This window comes from Azospirillum sp. UENF 211521, from assembly GCF_058780535.1.
This window is the reverse complement of record NZ_JBSNCF010000002.1, coordinates 59,101-74,921: the sequence shown is the minus strand read 5'-3', so window position 1 is coordinate 74,921 and position 15,821 is coordinate 59,101. Positions and strand designations below refer to the sequence as shown.

Below are 15,821 nucleotides of genomic sequence, written 5' to 3'. Positions count from 1 at the left end.
CATTGCATAGGTCCTGTGTCGGGAACGCAACCCTGACCCCGGACCGCGCTCGGGACACCTCGGACGGGGGGAGGATGATGGACGGCGGCATGGTCACGACCGCACAGGCACTGGTGCGCTTCGTCGGGGTCCAGAAGACCTATGACGGCGAACACCTCGTGGTGAAGAACCTCGACCTCGACATCAAGAAGGGCGAGTTCGTCACCCTGCTCGGCCCTTCGGGATCGGGCAAGACGACCACGCTGATGATGCTGGCCGGCTTCGAGGTCCCCACCCACGGCGATATCTATCTCGCCGACCGGCCGATCAAGAACATGCCGCCGCACAAGCGCGACATCGGCATGGTCTTCCAGAACTACGCGCTGTTCCCCCACCTGACGATCGAAGAGAACGTCGCCTTTCCGCTGACCGTGCGCAAGATGCCGCGGTCGGAGGTGAAGGAGCGGGTGCGCTCGGCGCTGCGCATGATCAAGCTGGAGAATCTGGCGCACCGCCATCCCGGCCAGCTGTCGGGCGGCCAGCAGCAGCGCGTGGCGCTCGCCCGCGCGCTGGTCTTCAACCCGCAGCTCGTCCTCATGGACGAACCGCTGGGCGCGCTGGACAAGCGGCTGCGCGAGCACATGCAGCTCGAGATCAAGCAGCTGCACGAGACGATGGGCATCACCGTCGTCTACGTCACGCACGACCAGAGCGAGGCGCTGACCATGTCGGACCGCATCGCTGTGTTCAACGATGGCATCGTGCAGCAGATCGACAAGCCGGACGCGCTGTACGAACGCCCGGTCAACAGCTTCGTCGCCAACTTCATCGGCGAGAACAACGTGCTGAGCGGCACCGTCGAGAATATCGAACAGGGCTTCTGCCGCGTGGCCCTGGCGTCGGGCGGCTCGGTCGTGGCCCAGGCGATCAACGTCGCCGGTGCCGGAGCTGCCACCGCGCTGTCGGTCCGGCCGGAGCGCATCAGCATCCTGACCGACGGGCAGGCCCCGGACGGCATGAACGCCCTGCCCGCCCATGTCCAGGACACCATCTATCTCGGCGACCACGCGCTGGCCGTGCTGAAGGTCGCCGGCAACGGGGAATTCATGGTCAAGCTGCCGCCGGGCGCCCACGCGGGCCTTAGCCACGGCCAGAGCGTGTCCATCGGCTTCCGCCCCGAGGACTGCCGGGCGCTCGATCCCGTGTGATCGGCAGCAACCCGTCCGTCCGGTCTCTCCGGGAGGGGGGGCCGGGGGCGCGCACCACCTCCTGACGCAACCACACATAATGAAGGAACGGGGACGATGTCGAAGCTTAAGGTGGCAGTTGGGTTCCTTGCGACGTTCACCGCCGGTGTGGCGCTGGCCACCGCCGCGCAGGCCCGCGACCTGACGGTCGTGTCCTGGGGCGGCGCCTATCAGGAAGCCCAGAAGAAGGTCTATTTCGAGCCGTTCAAGAAGGCCGGCACCCCGATGAACGACGAGTCCTGGGACGGCGGCATCGGCGTGCTGCGCGCCAAGGTCCAGGGCGGTGCGGCGACCTGGGACGTCGTCCAGGTGGAGAGCGAGGAACTGGCCGTCGGTTGCGAAGAGGGCCTGTTCGAGACGATGGAGTTCAGCAAGATCGGCGGCGAGCAGGCCTACCTGCCGCAGACCGTCGATGCCTGCGGCGTCGGCGCGATCGTGTACGACTTCGTGCTCGGCTACGACAAGGACAAGCTGAAGGACGCGCCGAAGAGCTGGGCCGACTTCTTCGACACCACCAAGTATCCGGGCAAGCGCGGCCTGCGCCAGGGCGCCAAGACCACGCTGGAAATCGCCCTGATGGCCGACGGCGTCGCGCCGAAGGACGTCTACAAGGTCCTGGGCACCGAAGAGGGACTGGAGCGCGCCTTCAAGAAGCTGGACACCATCAAGAACGACATCGTTCTGGTGGAAGGCCGGCGCCCAGCCGCCGCAGCTCCTCGCCTCGGGCGAGGTGGCGATGACCTCGGTCTACAACGGCCGCATCGACGCCGCCAACAAGGCCGAGAAGAAGAACTTCGGCATGGTGTGGAACGGCGCGCTCTACACCATCGACAGCTGGGTGATCCTGAAGGGCAGCCCGAACAAGGACGCCGCCTACAAGTTCCTCGACTTCGTCGGCAAGGCGGAGAACCAGGCCAAGCTGTCCGAGAACATCGCCTACGGCACCTCCAACAAGGACGCCCCGTCCAAGCTGGCGCCCGCCGTCCTGAAGGACCTGCCGACCGCTCCGGACAACATGAAGAACGCGGTCGAGATCAGCGTTCCCTTCTGGCTGGAGAACATCGACCGCCTGACCGAGCGCTTCAACAAGTGGGCGGCGAAGTAAGCCGCTTCCGTCTCTGAGTGGTTGCGACGGGCCCCCATCCCGGCCCTCCCCCGCTGACGCAGGGGAGGGAGATTGGTCCCCTCCCCTGCGAAGCGGGGGAGGGTTAGGGTGGGGGCCCACCTCGACCACCCCGCACACGTCTCTACCGCATTTTTCGAAATAGGCCGCCCATGACAGCCGCGTTCGTCGCCGGCGCCGATGCGTCGTCCGAGGTGCCTCTCAAGCGCCGCCTGAAACGGGCGGAGCGGACGCGCCGGCTCAAGGCCCTGGCGCTGATCCTGCCGCTCCTCCTCTTCCTGCTGTTCACCTTCCTCGGTCCCATCGCCGGCATGCTCTGGCGGTCGGTCGACGACTGGGAGGTGCGTCAGGTCATGCCCCACACCGTCGCGGCCCTGGCCGACTGGGACGGCAAGGACGTTCCGGGCGAGCCGGCCTTCGCCGCGCTGGCCGGCGACATCCGCACGGCGCGCGACGCCGGAACCGTCGCCATCGCGTCCAAGCGGCTGAACTACGCGCTGAACGGCTTCCGCACCATCATGTCGGGCACGGCGCGCAACCTGAAGGCCCTGCCGGAACCCGGCACCGCCAAGGACACGCTGATCGGCATCAACCCGGCCTGGGGCGAACGCGCCACCTGGGCGGCGATCAAGGGCGCCAGCGGGCCGCTCACCAGCTTCTACCTGCTGGGCGCGCTGGATCTGACGCGCAACGTGGACGGCGCCATCGTTGCCGCCCCCGAGGAGCAGGCGATCTACCGCGACGTCTTCGGGCGCACCTTCACCATCAGCCTGGGCGTCACGGTCCTCTGCCTCATCCTGGGCTTTCCGGTCGCCTACATGCTGGCGACGCTGCCCACGGGCCAGTCGAACGTCCTGATGATCTTCGTGCTGCTGCCCTTCTGGACCTCGCTTCTGGTGCGCACCTGCGCCTGGATCGTCGTGTTGCAGAGCGAGGGCATCGTCAACGACAGCCTGCGCTGGATCGGCCTGATCGACGAGCCGCTGCGGCTGATCTACAACCGCTTCGGCGTCTATGTGGCGATGACGCATGTGCTGCTGCCCTTCATGATCCTGCCGCTCTACAGCAGCATGCGCTCGATCTCCCCGGCCTACATGCGGGCCGCGGCGTCGCTCGGCGCCTCGCCGGTCACCGCCTTCCTGCGCATCTACCTGCCGCAGACCGTGCCCGGCATCGGGGCGGGCAGCCTGCTCGTCTTCATCCTGGCCATCGGCTACTACATCACGCCGGCCCTGGTGGGCGGGGCCGCCGACCAGATGATCAGCTACTTCATCGCCTTCTACACGACGGAAACCGTCAACTGGGGTCTGGCCTCGGCGCTGGGCGCGGTGCTCCTGCTCGCCACGCTGCTGCTCGCCGTCGTCTATGGAAAGCTGGTCCACGGCCAGCAGGTCACGGGAGGGATGAAGAATTGAGCGACAACCACGCCCCCCGCACCGCCAGCCAGCGCGTCGCCTGGATCACCACCGTGGTCGTCGCCTCGCTGGTGCTGGTCTTCCTGATGGCGCCGATCCTGGCGATCATGCCGCTGTCCTTCAGCTCCGGCTCCTACCTGACCTACCCGCTGCCCGGCTTCTCGCTGCGCTGGTACGAGGATTTCCTGAACTCCCCGCGCTGGGTGTCGTCGCTGAAGAACAGCGTCATCATCGGGGTGGCCTCGACCATCCTGTCGATGGTGCTGGGCACCCTCGCCTCGCTCGGCCTCGCCCAGTGGAAGAGCAAGTTCAAGCCGCTGGTGCTGGCCATCGTGCTGTCGCCGGTGGTCGTGCCGGGCGTCATCACCGCGGTCGGCCTGTACTTCTTCTTCGCGCCGCTGGGCCTGACCGGCAGCTACGCCGGGCTGATCCTGGCGCACACCGCGCTGTCCACGCCCTTCGTGGTCATCACGGTCAGCGCGACGCTGCAGAGCTTCGACATGAATCTGGCGCGGGCCGCGGCCTCGCTCGGCGCCTCGCCGATCTACGCTTTCCGCCGGGTGATCCTGCCGCTGATCCTGCCGGGCTTGGCCTCGGGCGCCCTGTTCGCCTTCGCCACCAGCTTCGACGAGGTGGTGGTGGTGCTGTTCATGGCGGGACCGGAGCAGCGCACCCTGCCCCGCGAAATGTTCAGCGGCATCCGCGAGAACATCAGCCCGACCATCACGGCGGCGGCGGTGATCCTGACGACCATCTCGGTCATCCTGCTCGCCACGCTGGAGGCGCTGCGCCGCCGCAACGAGCGGCTGAAGGGCAACCTGCGCTGAGCCTCATTCTGGGGAATTCAACCCTCTCCCCTCTGGGGAGAGGGTGGCCCGAAGGGCCGGTGAGGGGGGTGCGCGTGGCGGTACGTCCGGCAACAGCGCAACCCCCTCACCCTACCCCTCTCCCCAGAGGGGAGAGGGAACGGACTATGAAGAGGGAATTACAGGTACGGCGGGGTGCAGGCGCTGATGATTTCGCATTCCTCGTCGCCGAGGTTGCGGAAGCGGTGCGGGATGCGGCTGTCGAACAGATAGGCGTCGCCGGGGCCGAGGATTTCCTTGCGGTCGCCGACCGTCAGCTCGATCCGGCCCTTGATGACGATGCCGCCCTCCTCCGATTCGTGCTGGAGCATGGTGCGGCCGCCGGTGTCGGCGCCGGGGGCGTACTTCTCGTGCAGGACCTGGAGGTTGCGGCCGCGCAGGTCGCCCACCTGCCGGAAGGAGATGGAACCGACCCGGCTCTTCACCAGCCCGGTCAGCTCGACGAGTTCGCCGCCCTTGAAGAAGATCTGCTCGCGCGGCGGCAGGTCGTCGGACGAGAAGAACTCCGCCAGGGTCATCGGAATGCCCTGGAGCACCTTGCGCAGCGAGGAGACGGACGGGCTGCACCGATTCTGTTCAATGAGCGAGATGGTGCCGTTGGTCACGCCCGCCCGTTGCGCCAACTGGCGCTGGGACAGGGCGTGCGCTTCGCGAACCTGCTTCAGGCGCGCGCCCACGTTGAAATCGACAGCGTCCACATCCATGGATCGGTTCCTCGCTCCTGACCGGAAGGCATACCGGATTCGCGTGTGTGCGTCATCAAAAACTCAACACCCGATTAGGGTTGTTTAATTTATTAAACATGGGTACGCTCCCTTCACATTGCAAATCGAGGCTGATTCCCATGCTGTCGCTGAACGACCAGAGCCTTCTTCGGACGCAAGCCTATGTGAACGGCGCGTGGCGCGACGCCTTCTCCGGCAAGACCTTCGCGGTGACCAACCCGGCGACGGGCGAGGAACTGGCCCGGGTCGCCGACGTCGGCGCGGAAGAGACGCGGCAGGCCATCAATGCCGCCGACGCCGCCCTGCCCGCCTGGCGCGCCAAGACCGCGAAGGAGCGCGCGGCGATCCTGCGCCGCTGGTTCGAGCTGATCATGGCGGCGCAGGAGGATCTGGCCGTCCTGATGACCCTGGAGCAGGGCAAGCCGCTGGCCGAAGCCCGTGGCGAGGTCGCCTACGGCGCCAGCTTCATCGAGTGGTTCGCCGAGGAGGGCAAGCGGGTCTACGGCGACGTGATCCCCAGCTTCGCCGGCAACAAGCGCATCGTCGTCCTGAAGGAGCCGATCGGCGTCGTCGCGGCGATCACCCCGTGGAACTTCCCCAACGCGATGATCACCCGCAAGGTCGGCCCGGCGCTGGCCGCCGGCTGCACCATCGTCGTCAAGCCGGCCGAGGACACCCCGCTGTCCGCCCTGGCGCTGGCCGAGCTGGCCGAGCGCGCCGGCGTCCCGGCCGGGGTGTTTAACATCGTCACCGGGTCCGACCCGGTCGCCATCGGCGGCGAGCTGACCGCCAGCCCGATCGTGCGCAAGCTGTCCTTCACCGGCTCGACCGAGGTCGGCAAGATCCTGATGCGCCAGTCCGCCGACACGGTGAAGAAGGTGTCGCTGGAACTGGGCGGCAACGCGCCCTTCATCGTGTTCGACGACGCCGACCTGGACGAGGCGGTCAAGGGTGCCTTGGCGTCCAAGTACCGCAACTCCGGCCAGACCTGCGTCTGCGCCAACCGCCTGCTGGTCCAGGCCGGCGTCTACGACGCCTTCGCCGCCAAGCTGGCCGAGGCGGTGAAGCAGATCCGCGTCGGCAACGGCATGGAGGCCGGGATCACCCAGGGCCCGATGATCAACGGCCAGGCCGTCGAGAAGGTCGAGGAGCTGATGGGCGACGCGCTGGCCAAGGGCGCCACGGTCGCGCTCGGCGGCAAGCGCCATGGCCTGGGCGGCACCTTCTTCGAGCCGACGATCCTGACCGGCGTCACCACCGAGATGCGCGTGGCCCGCGAGGAGATCTTCGGCCCGGTGGCCCCGCTGTTCAAGTTCGAGACCGAGGCCGACGCCATCCGCATGGCCAACGACACCGAGTTCGGTCTGGCCGCCTATTTCTACAGCCGGGACATCGGCCGGGTGTGGCGCGTCGCCGAGCAGCTCGAATACGGGATGGTCGGCATCAACGAAGGCATCCTGTCGACCGAGGTCGCGCCGTTCGGCGGCATCAAGCAGTCGGGCATCGGGCGGGAAGGCTCCAAGTACGGTGTGGAGGACTTCCTGGAGATCAAGTACCTGTGCGTCGGCCTGGGCGCCTGACGCCATCCTTTCCAATCGGGGGTTTGAGATGAGCAACCAGTCCTTCCAGGATCGTCGCAACGCCGCCGTTCCGCGCGGCCTCGCCAACGCCATGCCGGTCTATGTCGACCGCGCCGAGAACGCCGAGCTGTGGGACGTCGAGGGCAACCGCTTCATCGACTTCGCGGGCGGCATCGCGGTGCTGAACACCGGCCACCGCCATCCGAAGATCATCGAGGCGGTGAAGGCCCAGCTCGACCGCTTCACCCACACCTGCGCGATGGTCACGCCCTACGAGTCCTTCGTGACCCTGGCAGAGCGGCTGAACGCGCTGGTTCCGGGCGCCACGCCGAAGAAGACCGCCTTCTTCACCACCGGTGCGGAAGCCGTCGAGAACGCCGTGAAGATCGCCCGCGCCCACACCGGCCGTCCGGGCGTGATCGCCTTCTCCGGCGCCTTCCACGGCCGCACGCTGCTGGCGATGGCGCTGACCGGCAAGGTCGTGCCCTACAAGGTCGGCTTCGGCCCCTTCCCGGCCGAGGTCTACCACGCGCCCTTCCCCAACGCCTACCGCGGGGTCAGCGTCCAGGACAGCCTGAAGGCGCTGGAGCAGCTCTTCAAGTCGGACGTCGACGCCACCCGCGTCGCCGCGATCATCGTGGAGCCGGTGCAGGGTGAGGGCGGCTTCAACATCGCCCCGCCGGAGTTCCTGCAGGCCCTGCGCAAGATTTGCGACGACAACGGCATCCTGCTGATCATCGACGAGATCCAGACCGGCTTCGCCCGCACCGGCAAGATGTTCGCCATCGAGCATTCCGGCGTCGAGCCCGACCTGATGACCATGGCGAAGAGCCTGGCCGGCGGTTTCCCGCTGTCGGCGGTCACCGGCAAGGCGGAGATCATGGACGCCCCGATCCCCGGCGGCATCGGCGGCACCTACGCCGGCAGCCCGCTGGCGACCACCGCGGCGCTGGCCGTGCTGGACGTCATCGAGGAGGAGAAGCTGATCCAGCGCTCCAACGACCTGGGCGAGCGCATCGCCGGCCGCTTCCGCACCATGGCCCAGCGCAACACGCTGTCGGTGATCGGCGACGTGCGCAACCTGGGCGGCATGATCGCCATGGAGCTGGTGAAGGACCGCGGCACCAAGGAGCCGGCGCCGGAGCTGACCAAGGCGCTGGTCGCCAAGGCGGCGGAGAAGGGCCTCGTCCTGCTGTCCTGCGGCACCTACGGCAACGTGATCCGCATCCTGGTTCCGCTGACCGCGTCGGACGCGCTGGTGGACGAGGGCCTGGACATCATCGAGCGCTCCCTGGAGGAGCTGGTCTCTGCGTAAGGCTGGGGCCTGATCCGTCAGTCCCGATTTATCAGTGAAGTCCCCTGACTGCACGCCCTCCTTCCCGCAAGGGAAGGAGGGTTTCTTTTTGTGCGTCCGCCTGCCCGCGCTTTAGGATGGGCGCGCGGGGCGGAGGGGCGATCGCATGGCCGACGGGATCGACATCGTCATCATCAAGAAGAACGGGCTGGGCGACGCTGGGGCCAGCGTCTTTTCGGAGGTCGCGGAAACCCTGCGTTTCGCGCTGCGCCGCCTGGGCATCGACGCGGAGATCGTGTGGAACCGCGTCGGCCGCCGGCGCCGCGCCATCGTCCTCGGCGGGCATGACCTGACGCCGGAGGAAGGCGACCGCCTGCCCAGCGGCACCATCCTCTACAATCTGGAGCAGATCGCCACGCTCCACCCGCGCAACGCCCATTATCTGGACCTGTTGCGCCGCTGCCGGGTGTGGGACTACAGCCCGCGCAACATCGCCGATCTGGCCGGCCAGGGCATCCGGGCGCGCCTCGTTCCCATCGGGCATGTGGACGAGATGACCCGCATCCCCAACAGCCCATCCCCCGGCATCGACGTGCTGTTCTACGGCGCCGTGAACCCGCGGCGCCGCGCCGTCCTCGACACGCTGGGCGAGTGCGGGCTGACCGTGGTCAGCCTCCAGCATTATTACGGGGCGCTGCGCGACCGCTTCGTCGCCGACGCCAAGCTGGTGCTGAACCTGCATTACCACGAGGCGGGCATCTTCGAGATCGTCCGCGTCTCGCACCTGCTGTCGAACCGCAAGGCGGTGCTGGCCGAGCGCCACCCCGGCAGCGAGATCGACCCCGACCTTCTGGACGCCATGGCCTTCGCCCCTTACGACGGGCTGGTCGAGGCCGCCTGCGCGCTGGTCGCCGACGATGCGCGTCGGGCGGCGCTGGCTGAGGCGGGACACCGGCGCATGAGGGACCGGGACGTGGCGGCGCTGATGCGCAACGCCGCCGCGGACCTCGGTCTTTCCCTCGCTGAGCCCGGCGCGCTCACCGGCTCCTGACGCGCCCGCTCACACCTCGACGACCGGCGTGAAGCCGCCGAAGATCATCCGCTTGCCGTCGAAGGGCATCGGGTTTTTCTCCGGGCTGAACCGCTCGTCGGTCTTCATCAGCTCCTCGATCCGCCCCATCGCGGCGTCCCGCGTCGCTTTGTCCGGCCATTCGATCCAGGAGAAGGCGACCGTCTCGTCCTCCGTCGCCTGCACCGCCCGGCGGAAGTCGGTGAGCTTGCCGTTTGGCACGTCGTCGCCCCAGCATTCGATGACGCGCGTCGCGCCGAGCTCCTTGAATAGGACGTCGATCTTGTTGGCGTGGTCGATGAAGGCCTGCTTGTTGGCCGTCGGAACCGCGATGACGAACCCGTCGATGTACGCCATGTCCTTCCTCCCATTGTTTGTTTGAAGCTTCGGCCCCGTCCGTCAGGACGCCGCCGCGTCCGGGCACTTCGCGCCGGTGTGGTTCAACATCCAGGGCGTGCCGAAGCGGTCGGTAAACATGGCGAAGCGCTCGGCCCAGAAGGTCTCGCCCGGCGGCATCTCCACGGCGCGGGCGTCCTTCGCCAGCACGGCGAAGATGCGGTCGAACTCGGCGAGCGACGGCGGGGCGATCTGCACCCGGAAGCCCTGCGGCTTGCTGTACATGCTGTCCGGCGAGTCGGACGCCATCACCGTGGTCGCCCCCAGCTTCACCATCATGTTCATCACGAGGTGATCGCCGCCGGGCATCCGGCTGTCCGCATCCGGGGCGTCGCCGTTGCGGAACACATAGACGACCTCGCCGCCGAGGGTCTCGGCGTAGTGGGTCATCGCCTCCAGGCAGGTCCCGTTGAAGAACAGGTAGATCGTCGGTTCCATGGTGTCGTTTCCTCCCGGTCGGATTGTTCTGGGGTCAGAGCGTCTTGGCGAGGGCTTCGAGCTGGTCGGTCGCTTTGCCCCAACCTTCGTGGAAGCCCATCTTCTCGTGCTCGTCGCGCGCCTCGGCGCTCCAGTGCATGGCGCGGGCGGTGTAGAGGGTCCGGCCGTCGCCCGCGTCCTCGAACCGCACGTCGGCGGTCATGAAGGCCCGGCCCGACGGCCGCCAGCCGGGGCGGAAGGCGTCGGTGAAGACCAGACGCCGCCCCTCCTCCACGTCGAGGAAGACGCCGGGCTCGCCGAAGGATTCGCCGTTCGGACCGTTCATCAGAGTGAAGAACTCGCCGCCCGGCCGCAGGTCCATCCGCGCCTCGGACACGAACCAGGGCTTGGGGCAGAACCACTGTTTCAGCAACTCGGGTTTGGTCCAGCAGCGCCACAGCGCGCCGCGCGGCGCGTCGAGGCTGCGGGTCAGAACGAGGTCGCGCTCACCTTCCGTCATGGGGATTCCCTTTCGAGCGGGGCTGTGAAAAGAGCAGCGTGAGGTAGCGTTTCAGGTGATCGACGCTGTCCAGCGCGTCCTCGCGCCCGCCCGTCGCCTTGGCGAGGATGAAGGCGCCCTGGAGCACGGCCTGGGTGTGCCGCGCGAGGCTCGCCGGGGTCCAGTCGGCCTCGATGCCGCGCGCCGCCATGGCCGCCGCGATGTCCGGTTCGAGCGTCGCCGCGTGGCCGAAGATGCTGGCGGCGCAGGCGTCGCGGATCGCCGGGTGCGACCCGTAGACCTCCTGAGTCATGGTCCCGACGAGGCAGGTGAACTCGGCGGGATCGCCGTCGATGATCGCCTTGCGGAATTCGACATAGCCGAACAGGCGGTCGAGCGGATCGTCGAGCCGGTGGTACGGCGCGTTCGCGAAGAAGGCCGAGGTGGTTTCCGCCCAATAGGCGGCGGCGGCGACGCCGAGCGCTTCCTTGGTCTCGAAATGATGGAAGAACGCGCCCTTGGTGACCCCCGCCGCCTTGCAGAGATCATCGACGGAGGTCGCCGCGAAGCCCTTGGCCCGGATGACGTCCCGCGCTGCATTGAGGAGCCGGGTGCGGGCATCGCCGCGTTCGGGGTGATGTTTGGCAGGTCTCGGCATAGCCTGAAACATACCGAACGGTTGGTATGCCTGTCAAACATGTTTGGGCGTTCGGATCAATTCAAAGAAGCTGGCGAGGATTCCCTTCGCCAGCTTCTTCGACCGCAAATGCATACCAAGCTTACGGCAGACCGAGGAAGCCCCAGAGGGAAGTGGTGTAGCTGCCCACCTGAATATACTCGACCTCTCCGGCGCCATGCCCGCCGCCGCTAAAGTAATCCTGAATCACCACGCCATCGCCGATACCGTTAACCGCGTCCGCATCGGTGTATATAACCAAGTTGTTGGCATTGCTCGAATCCAGAGCGAAACGGAGATCGTAGATGGATGAAACATCGTTGATTACGATCTTGTCACTTGACCCACTGCTGTCAGCGATCCAAGAGAGGCCGGTATCGTTGTAATAGTGAATGTATGTATCATTTCCGTCGCCACCGAGGAGAACATCACGAAATCCCGAGGCCCCACCGTTGAGCGTGTCGTTGCCGGCCTCCCCTTCAAGCCAATCCTCGCCACTGCCCCCGATGAGATTGTCATCGCCGGTCCAGCCAAGCAGTGTATCGTTGCCGGTGCCACCATTGAGCGTATCATTACCGGGATTACCGTCTATCTTGTCATTCCCGGCACCACCGTCAATGTAATCACCAAGATTACCGCCAATAATATAGTTATCAAGGTTATTTCCGTACACAGACCACGACTCACTGACGTTGGTTGCGCTCCAGTTGTACTGCGTAGACGGAAGAACATAAACACCCATAACAACCCCCATCATCATAGTTATAGACGAATAATACAGCGACGCACCTATCCCACAAAAATTATAAATCGGCAACATATTTTTATTAATACGTTTGCATTGCTTAGAATTCAAATCATGAGAATACTACAGTATTCGACCATTTTAAGTTTTTATTAACAGCGCAATGAGAACATACAAGGCAGACGACGCGATCATTCGAAATCTAATACTTAGATATCGAAGAGACGCCCCCGAAACGCCATTTGGCAATTTCGCAGACGAAGGAGATCGATATGATTGTCTCCGATTTATCGGGAGCCGCCAGCGCAGCAAAGACAATCCCGGCCACGCCCCCGCCCGGCGCTGCATCGACGAAAAGCGATGGCGCTCAGGCCTCCAGCCGCGCCGGCTCTCAACAGGACTCGGTTGTCCTCAGCCCTCTCGCCTCGGAATTGAAGGGAGACTCCCTTAAGGTCTTCTCACAGCTTTCAACCGAGGATCGCAGCAAACTCGGAAACTTGGTTTCCTCCGGAGCGATGAGCGCGCGGGATCTGGGACTTGCTCTGTCCAGTCATTTGAAGCAGCAACGCGCCAACACATTCTGGGGCAAGGCATCCGATGCCGTTGAGTCCCTTTCGGGCCGTGCATCCGGGACGCCCGGCCCACTCGACATTTCGGCAGAACAGATGAGTCAAACCGCCGCGCGGCGCAGCGCGATCAAAAGCAGCGGCATGACCGGCGCTCAGGAAATCGCCGCGATGCAGCAAATGCAAAGCGAGGTCTTCGGCAAGAATGTCGAGGGGTCCGCGGAATTCGAAGCCGCCAAAAGATCCTTTGGAAATGTCAGCACGCCGTATTTTATGAGCGCTGGCGATGAACGCTACGTGCAGAGTGACGAAGAGCGCCAAGCCGGACAGCGCTTGAACGAACTTGGCTTCAAATCGGAAAAATTCGAATCCGCCATCAAGATGTTGGCCGAAGCGGACGTGAACAATCACGCGAAGGAAAACGAAAAGATCCTTGATAAAATCAAATCCGGATCAGCGTCGTGAGACGGATCGAGAGAGCGAGCATGGCCAGGATTGCCACCTCTTGCCGGCAGCGCCGCATGGCTCTGCCGACGTGGCCCCCTCAATCAGCGCCAGCGCTTTGATCGGCCGAATGTCGCGGCTGAACAACGATGAGGGCATCATCGTGCAACTGGATTACGCGCTCAGCAACGGCCCCGTCCGCCGCAGCGTCGTCCCCGCCACCTTGGCGATCCGCTTGCCCGCCAGGGTGAAGCGGGTCGCGCTGTGGGCGTAGAGCACGCCCGCCAACTCGCTGCGCACTGGGGTCACCTCGCCGGTCAGCGGGTCGAGGATGTCGGCGACCACGGCGCCGGCCTCGACGCGGTCGCCCGCCTTGTGATGGAAAACCACCACGCCGCCCACCGGCGCGGTCAGCGGCTCGGAAGATTCCAGCGGGGTCGGGGCGCACAGCGGCTCCGGCAGGGCCGGCGGCTCGCCGGACAGGACGCCGACGTGGGTGAGGAAGCCAGCGATGGCCCGGGCGTCCGCTTCGCCCTGGGCGTGCTCCACGTCGGCCTGCCCGCGCAGCTCCACGGTCACGGAATGGCAGCCGAAGGGGATCGGGCGGTCGGGCCAGCGCTTGGCAAGCTCGTTCCAGGGGCGGCTGACCGCCTCGTCGAAGGGGTCGCCGCCGGATTCCTCGGCCAGGAAGACCGCCTGCGCGCCCAGAAGCCGCTGCAACGGGGCGAAGGCCTCCGCCGAGGGCGTCAGGGTGTAGAGGTGCATCACCGCTTCCAGGTCGCAATGCAGGTCCAGCACCCAATCGGCCTGGAGCGCCAGTTCCAGAAGACGGTGCTTCATGTGCTCCGTCTCGGTGCGCGGGGTGCGTTCGGCCAGCGCGTCGGCCAAGGCGGCGCGGATGGCGGCCTTGTTGGCCTCGCCGTCGTCGGTCAGCCGGTCGGCCACGCGCTCGGCCACCGCCTCGGTCAGGTGGGGGTAGTCGCGGTTGAAGTTCTTGCCGTCGTCCTGGTCGAAGCGGCCCAGGTGATGGTCCATCAGCGACTGGCCCAGACCCACCGGGTTGGCGACCGGGACGAGGATCACCTCGCCGGCGATCCGCCCCTCGGCCTCCAGCGCGGTCAGGATGCGGCGCAGCTTGTCGGCCACCAGCATCGCCGGGATCTCATCGGCGTGCAGCGACGCCTGGATGTAGGCGCAGGGCCGAGCGCCCGCCGTGCCGAAGCGCTGGACGGTCAGGGTCCGCCGGGTGCCGGGGGTGGCGGACGGGAGGTCGATGATGGCGCTGTGCATGGCGGATCGCTGCTGGATAAAGGAGAAGCCCGCCCCACCGTGGCGAAGGCCGGGGCGGGCCGCAAGCGCCTTTTGCGCTGGGCTGTCTCGATTAAGTCCCCTCTCCCCCTGAGGAGAGGGTTAGGGTGAGGGGGTTGCGCTTGGCGGGACGTCCGGCACAAGCGCACCCCCCTCACCGGCCCTCCGGGCCACCCTCTCCCCGGAGGGGAGAGGGTTAAAAGGGGCGAATGCGATGACCCTGGCCTTTTACGGAACGGCGGTTCCCGTCAGGACGGCGTCGAACTGCTCCAGCGCCCAATCGACCTGCTCGCGGGTGATGACCAGCGGCGGGGCGATGCGGATGGTGTGGTCGTGGGTGTCCTTCGCCAGGACGCCGCGCGCCCGCAGCGCCTCGCAATAGCGGCGCGCGCCGCCCGCCTCCGGGTGCAGTTCCACCGCCAGCATCAGGCCGCGCCCGCGCGCCTCGCGGATCACGTTGCTGCGGATGGCGCCGAGTTGCTCCAGGAAGTAGGCGCCCTGGGCGGCGGCGTTGTCGATCATGCCCTCCTCCACCAGCACCCGCATGGCGGCGCGGGCGACGGCGCAGGCCAGCGGGTTGCCGCCGAAGGTGCTGCCGTGCTGGCCGGGCTTCAGCACGCCCAGCACCTCGGAGTTCGACAGCACCGCCGACACCGGGTAGAAGCCGCCGGACAGCGCCTTGCCGATCAGGGTGACGTCGGCCTCCACCCCCTCGTGCTCCTCGGCCAGCAGCTTGCCGGTGCGGCCCAGCCCGGTCTGGATCTCGTCCAGGATCATCACGACGTTGCGCTCCGTGCACAGGTCGCGCACCCGGCGCAGATAGCCGGCGGGCGGGATGACCACCCCGGCCTCGCCCTGGATCGGCTCCAGCAGGACGGCCACCGTGTTGGGGGTCAGCGCCGCCTCCAGCGCCGCCGCGTCGCCGAAGGGCACGGTGCGGAAGCCCGGCGTGAAGGGGCCGAAGCCGCCGCGGGCGTCCGGGTCGGTGCTGAAGCTGACGATGGAGATGGTGCGGCCGTGAAAATTGTCCGAACAGACGATGATCTCCGCCTGGTTCTCCGGCACGCCGCGCACCTCGTAGCCCCACTTGCGCACCGTCTTGATCGCCAATTCCACCGCCTCCGCCCCGCTGTTCATCGGCAGGATCTTGTGGGAGCCGGTCAGCGCCGCCAGCTCTTCGTAGAACAGCGCGAGCTGGTCGTTGCGGAAGGCGCGGGAGGTCAGGGTCAGCTTGGACGCCTGTTGCACCATCGCCTCCAGAATCTTCGGGTGGCAATGGCCCTGGTTGACGGCGGAGTAGGCCGAGAGGCAGTCGAGATAGCGGTTGCCTTCGGTGTCCCAGACATAGACGCCCTCGCCGCGCGCCAGCACGACGTCCAGCGGCTTGTAATTGTGGGCGCCCAGGCGGTGTTCGGTCCCGATCAGGTCGGCGGCGTGCTGAAGCATGGCGTTCTCTCCGGGAGTTGTTTCTT

At 66.4% G+C, this 15,821-nt stretch carries 16 protein-coding genes and 1 pseudogene; 9 read left to right on the top strand and 8 right to left on the bottom strand.

Going from position 1 to position 15,821, the window contains the following annotated elements; all coding sequences use genetic code 11:
• The first annotated feature begins 89 nt into the window (after window positions 1–89).
• From ACWPN5_RS17090 to ACWPN5_RS17070, 5 genes and pseudogenes are all read left to right on the top strand, one after another.
• Window positions 90–1,187, top strand: a complete 1,098-nt coding sequence (locus ACWPN5_RS17090) for an ABC transporter ATP-binding protein (protein WP_492296455.1) — start codon at window positions 90–92, stop codon at window positions 1,185–1,187.
• A 96-nt stretch (window positions 1,188–1,283) separates the two neighbouring features.
• Window positions 1,284–1,853: pseudogene (locus ACWPN5_RS17085) on the top strand (extracellular solute-binding protein); the annotation flags it as partial.
• Window positions 1,854–1,962: 109 nt separating this feature from the next.
• Window positions 1,963–2,331: an extracellular solute-binding protein gene (locus tag ACWPN5_RS17080; RefSeq protein ID WP_492297985.1), complete on the top strand. Its 369-nt coding sequence runs from the start codon at window positions 1,963–1,965 to the stop codon at window positions 2,329–2,331.
• 170 nt (window positions 2,332–2,501) lie between these two features.
• Complete coding sequence (locus ACWPN5_RS17075; protein ID WP_040134523.1) at window positions 2,502–3,764, top strand: ABC transporter permease; 1,263 nt, start codon at window positions 2,502–2,504, stop codon at window positions 3,762–3,764.
• Window positions 3,761–4,591, top strand: a complete 831-nt coding sequence (locus ACWPN5_RS17070; protein ID WP_186466205.1) for an ABC transporter permease — start codon at window positions 3,761–3,763, stop codon at window positions 4,589–4,591. Before ACWPN5_RS17075 ends, ACWPN5_RS17070 begins: the two co-directional genes overlap by 4 nt.
• Window positions 4,592–4,749: 158 nt before the next feature.
• Here the strand turns inward: ACWPN5_RS17070 and ACWPN5_RS17065 are convergent, their stop codons facing one another.
• Complete coding sequence (locus ACWPN5_RS17065) at window positions 4,750–5,334, bottom strand: cupin domain-containing protein (RefSeq protein ID WP_492296454.1); 585 nt, start codon at window positions 5,332–5,334, stop codon at window positions 4,750–4,752.
• A 140-nt stretch (window positions 5,335–5,474) separates the two neighbouring features.
• Here ACWPN5_RS17065 and gabD point away from each other — a divergent pair, with 140 nt between their 5' ends.
• From gabD to ACWPN5_RS17050, 3 genes are all read left to right on the top strand, one after another.
• Window positions 5,475–6,935: an NADP-dependent succinate-semialdehyde dehydrogenase gene (gene gabD / locus ACWPN5_RS17060; RefSeq protein ID WP_200477147.1), complete on the top strand. Its 1,461-nt coding sequence runs from the start codon at window positions 5,475–5,477 to the stop codon at window positions 6,933–6,935.
• A gap of 28 nt (window positions 6,936–6,963) precedes the next feature.
• Window positions 6,964–8,250 carry a 4-aminobutyrate--2-oxoglutarate transaminase gene (gabT, locus tag ACWPN5_RS17055; RefSeq protein ID WP_145689927.1) on the top strand — a complete coding sequence of 429 codons (1,287 nt, stop codon included), beginning with the start codon at window positions 6,964–6,966 and terminating at the stop codon, window positions 8,248–8,250.
• 145 nt (window positions 8,251–8,395) lie between these two features.
• A complete protein-coding gene (locus ACWPN5_RS17050; protein ID WP_492296453.1) occupies window positions 8,396–9,280 on the top strand; it encodes a hypothetical protein in 885 nt (294 codons plus the stop codon).
• Window positions 9,281–9,289: 9 nt separating this feature from the next.
• On the opposite strand, the gene ACWPN5_RS17045 is transcribed toward ACWPN5_RS17050, so the two are convergent.
• The 5 genes from ACWPN5_RS17045 to ACWPN5_RS17025 all read right to left on the bottom strand — a co-directional run bounded on the left by ACWPN5_RS17045 (window position 9,290) and on the right by ACWPN5_RS17025 (window position 12,106).
• A complete protein-coding gene (locus ACWPN5_RS17045) occupies window positions 9,290–9,655 on the bottom strand; it encodes a DUF1428 domain-containing protein (RefSeq protein ID WP_492296451.1) in 366 nt (121 codons plus the stop codon).
• A 42-nt stretch (window positions 9,656–9,697) separates the two neighbouring features.
• Window positions 9,698–10,132 (bottom strand): VOC family protein, encoded by a 435-nt coding sequence (locus ACWPN5_RS17040; RefSeq protein ID WP_200477145.1) that lies wholly within the window; start codon window positions 10,130–10,132, stop codon window positions 9,698–9,700.
• 34 nt (window positions 10,133–10,166) lie between these two features.
• The gene (locus ACWPN5_RS17035) at window positions 10,167–10,631 is read right to left on the bottom strand and encodes an SRPBCC family protein (RefSeq protein ID WP_492296449.1); all 465 of its coding nucleotides are present in this window, start codon (window positions 10,629–10,631) and stop codon (window positions 10,167–10,169) included.
• The gene (locus tag ACWPN5_RS17030) at window positions 10,618–11,268 is read right to left on the bottom strand and encodes a TetR/AcrR family transcriptional regulator (protein ID WP_492296448.1); all 651 of its coding nucleotides are present in this window, start codon (window positions 11,266–11,268) and stop codon (window positions 10,618–10,620) included. Before ACWPN5_RS17030 ends, ACWPN5_RS17035 begins: the two co-directional genes overlap by 14 nt.
• Window positions 11,269–11,389: 121 nt before the next feature.
• Window positions 11,390–12,106: a calcium-binding protein gene (locus ACWPN5_RS17025; RefSeq protein WP_492296447.1), complete on the bottom strand. Its 717-nt coding sequence runs from the start codon at window positions 12,104–12,106 to the stop codon at window positions 11,390–11,392.
• A gap of 197 nt (window positions 12,107–12,303) precedes the next feature.
• Between ACWPN5_RS17025 and ACWPN5_RS17020 the strand changes: the two genes are divergently transcribed.
• Complete coding sequence (locus tag ACWPN5_RS17020) at window positions 12,304–13,062, top strand: hypothetical protein (RefSeq protein ID WP_492296446.1); 759 nt, start codon at window positions 12,304–12,306, stop codon at window positions 13,060–13,062.
• A gap of 153 nt (window positions 13,063–13,215) precedes the next feature.
• Here ACWPN5_RS17020 and ACWPN5_RS17015 read toward each other — a convergent pair whose 3' ends face one another.
• Window positions 13,216–14,331 carry a M14 family metallopeptidase gene (locus ACWPN5_RS17015; RefSeq protein ID WP_492296445.1) on the bottom strand — a complete coding sequence of 372 codons (1,116 nt, stop codon included), beginning with the start codon at window positions 14,329–14,331 and terminating at the stop codon, window positions 13,216–13,218.
• Window positions 14,332–14,577: 246 nt separating this feature from the next.
• Entirely contained in the window at window positions 14,578–15,795 is a 1,218-nt protein-coding gene (gene rocD, locus ACWPN5_RS17010; RefSeq protein ID WP_492296444.1) for an ornithine--oxo-acid transaminase, read from the bottom strand.
• Between the last annotated feature and the right edge of the window lie 26 nt (window positions 15,796–15,821).

What these genes read in the sequence shown, in the direction of transcription:
- ACWPN5_RS17090 (WP_492296455.1), top strand. Translation starts at nt 90, where the DNA reads ATGGTCACGACCGCACAGGCACTGGTGCGCTTCGTCGGGGTCCAGAAG.
- ACWPN5_RS17080 (WP_492297985.1), top strand. Translation starts at nt 1,963, where the DNA reads ATGACCTCGGTCTACAACGGCCGCATCGACGCCGCCAACAAGGCCGAG.
- ACWPN5_RS17075 (WP_040134523.1), top strand. Translation starts at nt 2,502, where the DNA reads ATGACAGCCGCGTTCGTCGCCGGCGCCGATGCGTCGTCCGAGGTGCCT.
- ACWPN5_RS17065 (WP_492296454.1), bottom strand. Translation starts at nt 5,334, where the DNA reads ATGGATGTGGACGCTGTCGATTTCAACGTGGGCGCGCGCCTGAAGCAG.
- gabD (WP_200477147.1), top strand. Translation starts at nt 5,475, where the DNA reads ATGCTGTCGCTGAACGACCAGAGCCTTCTTCGGACGCAAGCCTATGTG.
- gabT (WP_145689927.1), top strand. Translation starts at nt 6,964, where the DNA reads ATGAGCAACCAGTCCTTCCAGGATCGTCGCAACGCCGCCGTTCCGCGC.
- ACWPN5_RS17050 (WP_492296453.1), top strand. Translation starts at nt 8,396, where the DNA reads ATGGCCGACGGGATCGACATCGTCATCATCAAGAAGAACGGGCTGGGC.
- ACWPN5_RS17045 (WP_492296451.1), bottom strand. Translation starts at nt 9,655, where the DNA reads ATGGCGTACATCGACGGGTTCGTCATCGCGGTTCCGACGGCCAACAAG.
- ACWPN5_RS17040 (WP_200477145.1), bottom strand. Translation starts at nt 10,132, where the DNA reads ATGGAACCGACGATCTACCTGTTCTTCAACGGGACCTGCCTGGAGGCG.
- ACWPN5_RS17035 (WP_492296449.1), bottom strand. Translation starts at nt 10,631, where the DNA reads ATGACGGAAGGTGAGCGCGACCTCGTTCTGACCCGCAGCCTCGACGCG.
- ACWPN5_RS17030 (WP_492296448.1), bottom strand. Translation starts at nt 11,268, where the DNA reads ATGCCGAGACCTGCCAAACATCACCCCGAACGCGGCGATGCCCGCACC.
- ACWPN5_RS17025 (WP_492296447.1), bottom strand. Translation starts at nt 12,106, where the DNA reads ATGTTGCCGATTTATAATTTTTGTGGGATAGGTGCGTCGCTGTATTAT.
- ACWPN5_RS17020 (WP_492296446.1), top strand. Translation starts at nt 12,304, where the DNA reads ATGATTGTCTCCGATTTATCGGGAGCCGCCAGCGCAGCAAAGACAATC.
- ACWPN5_RS17015 (WP_492296445.1), bottom strand. Translation starts at nt 14,331, where the DNA reads ATGCACAGCGCCATCATCGACCTCCCGTCCGCCACCCCCGGCACCCGG.
- rocD (WP_492296444.1), bottom strand. Translation starts at nt 15,795, where the DNA reads ATGCTTCAGCACGCCGCCGACCTGATCGGGACCGAACACCGCCTGGGC.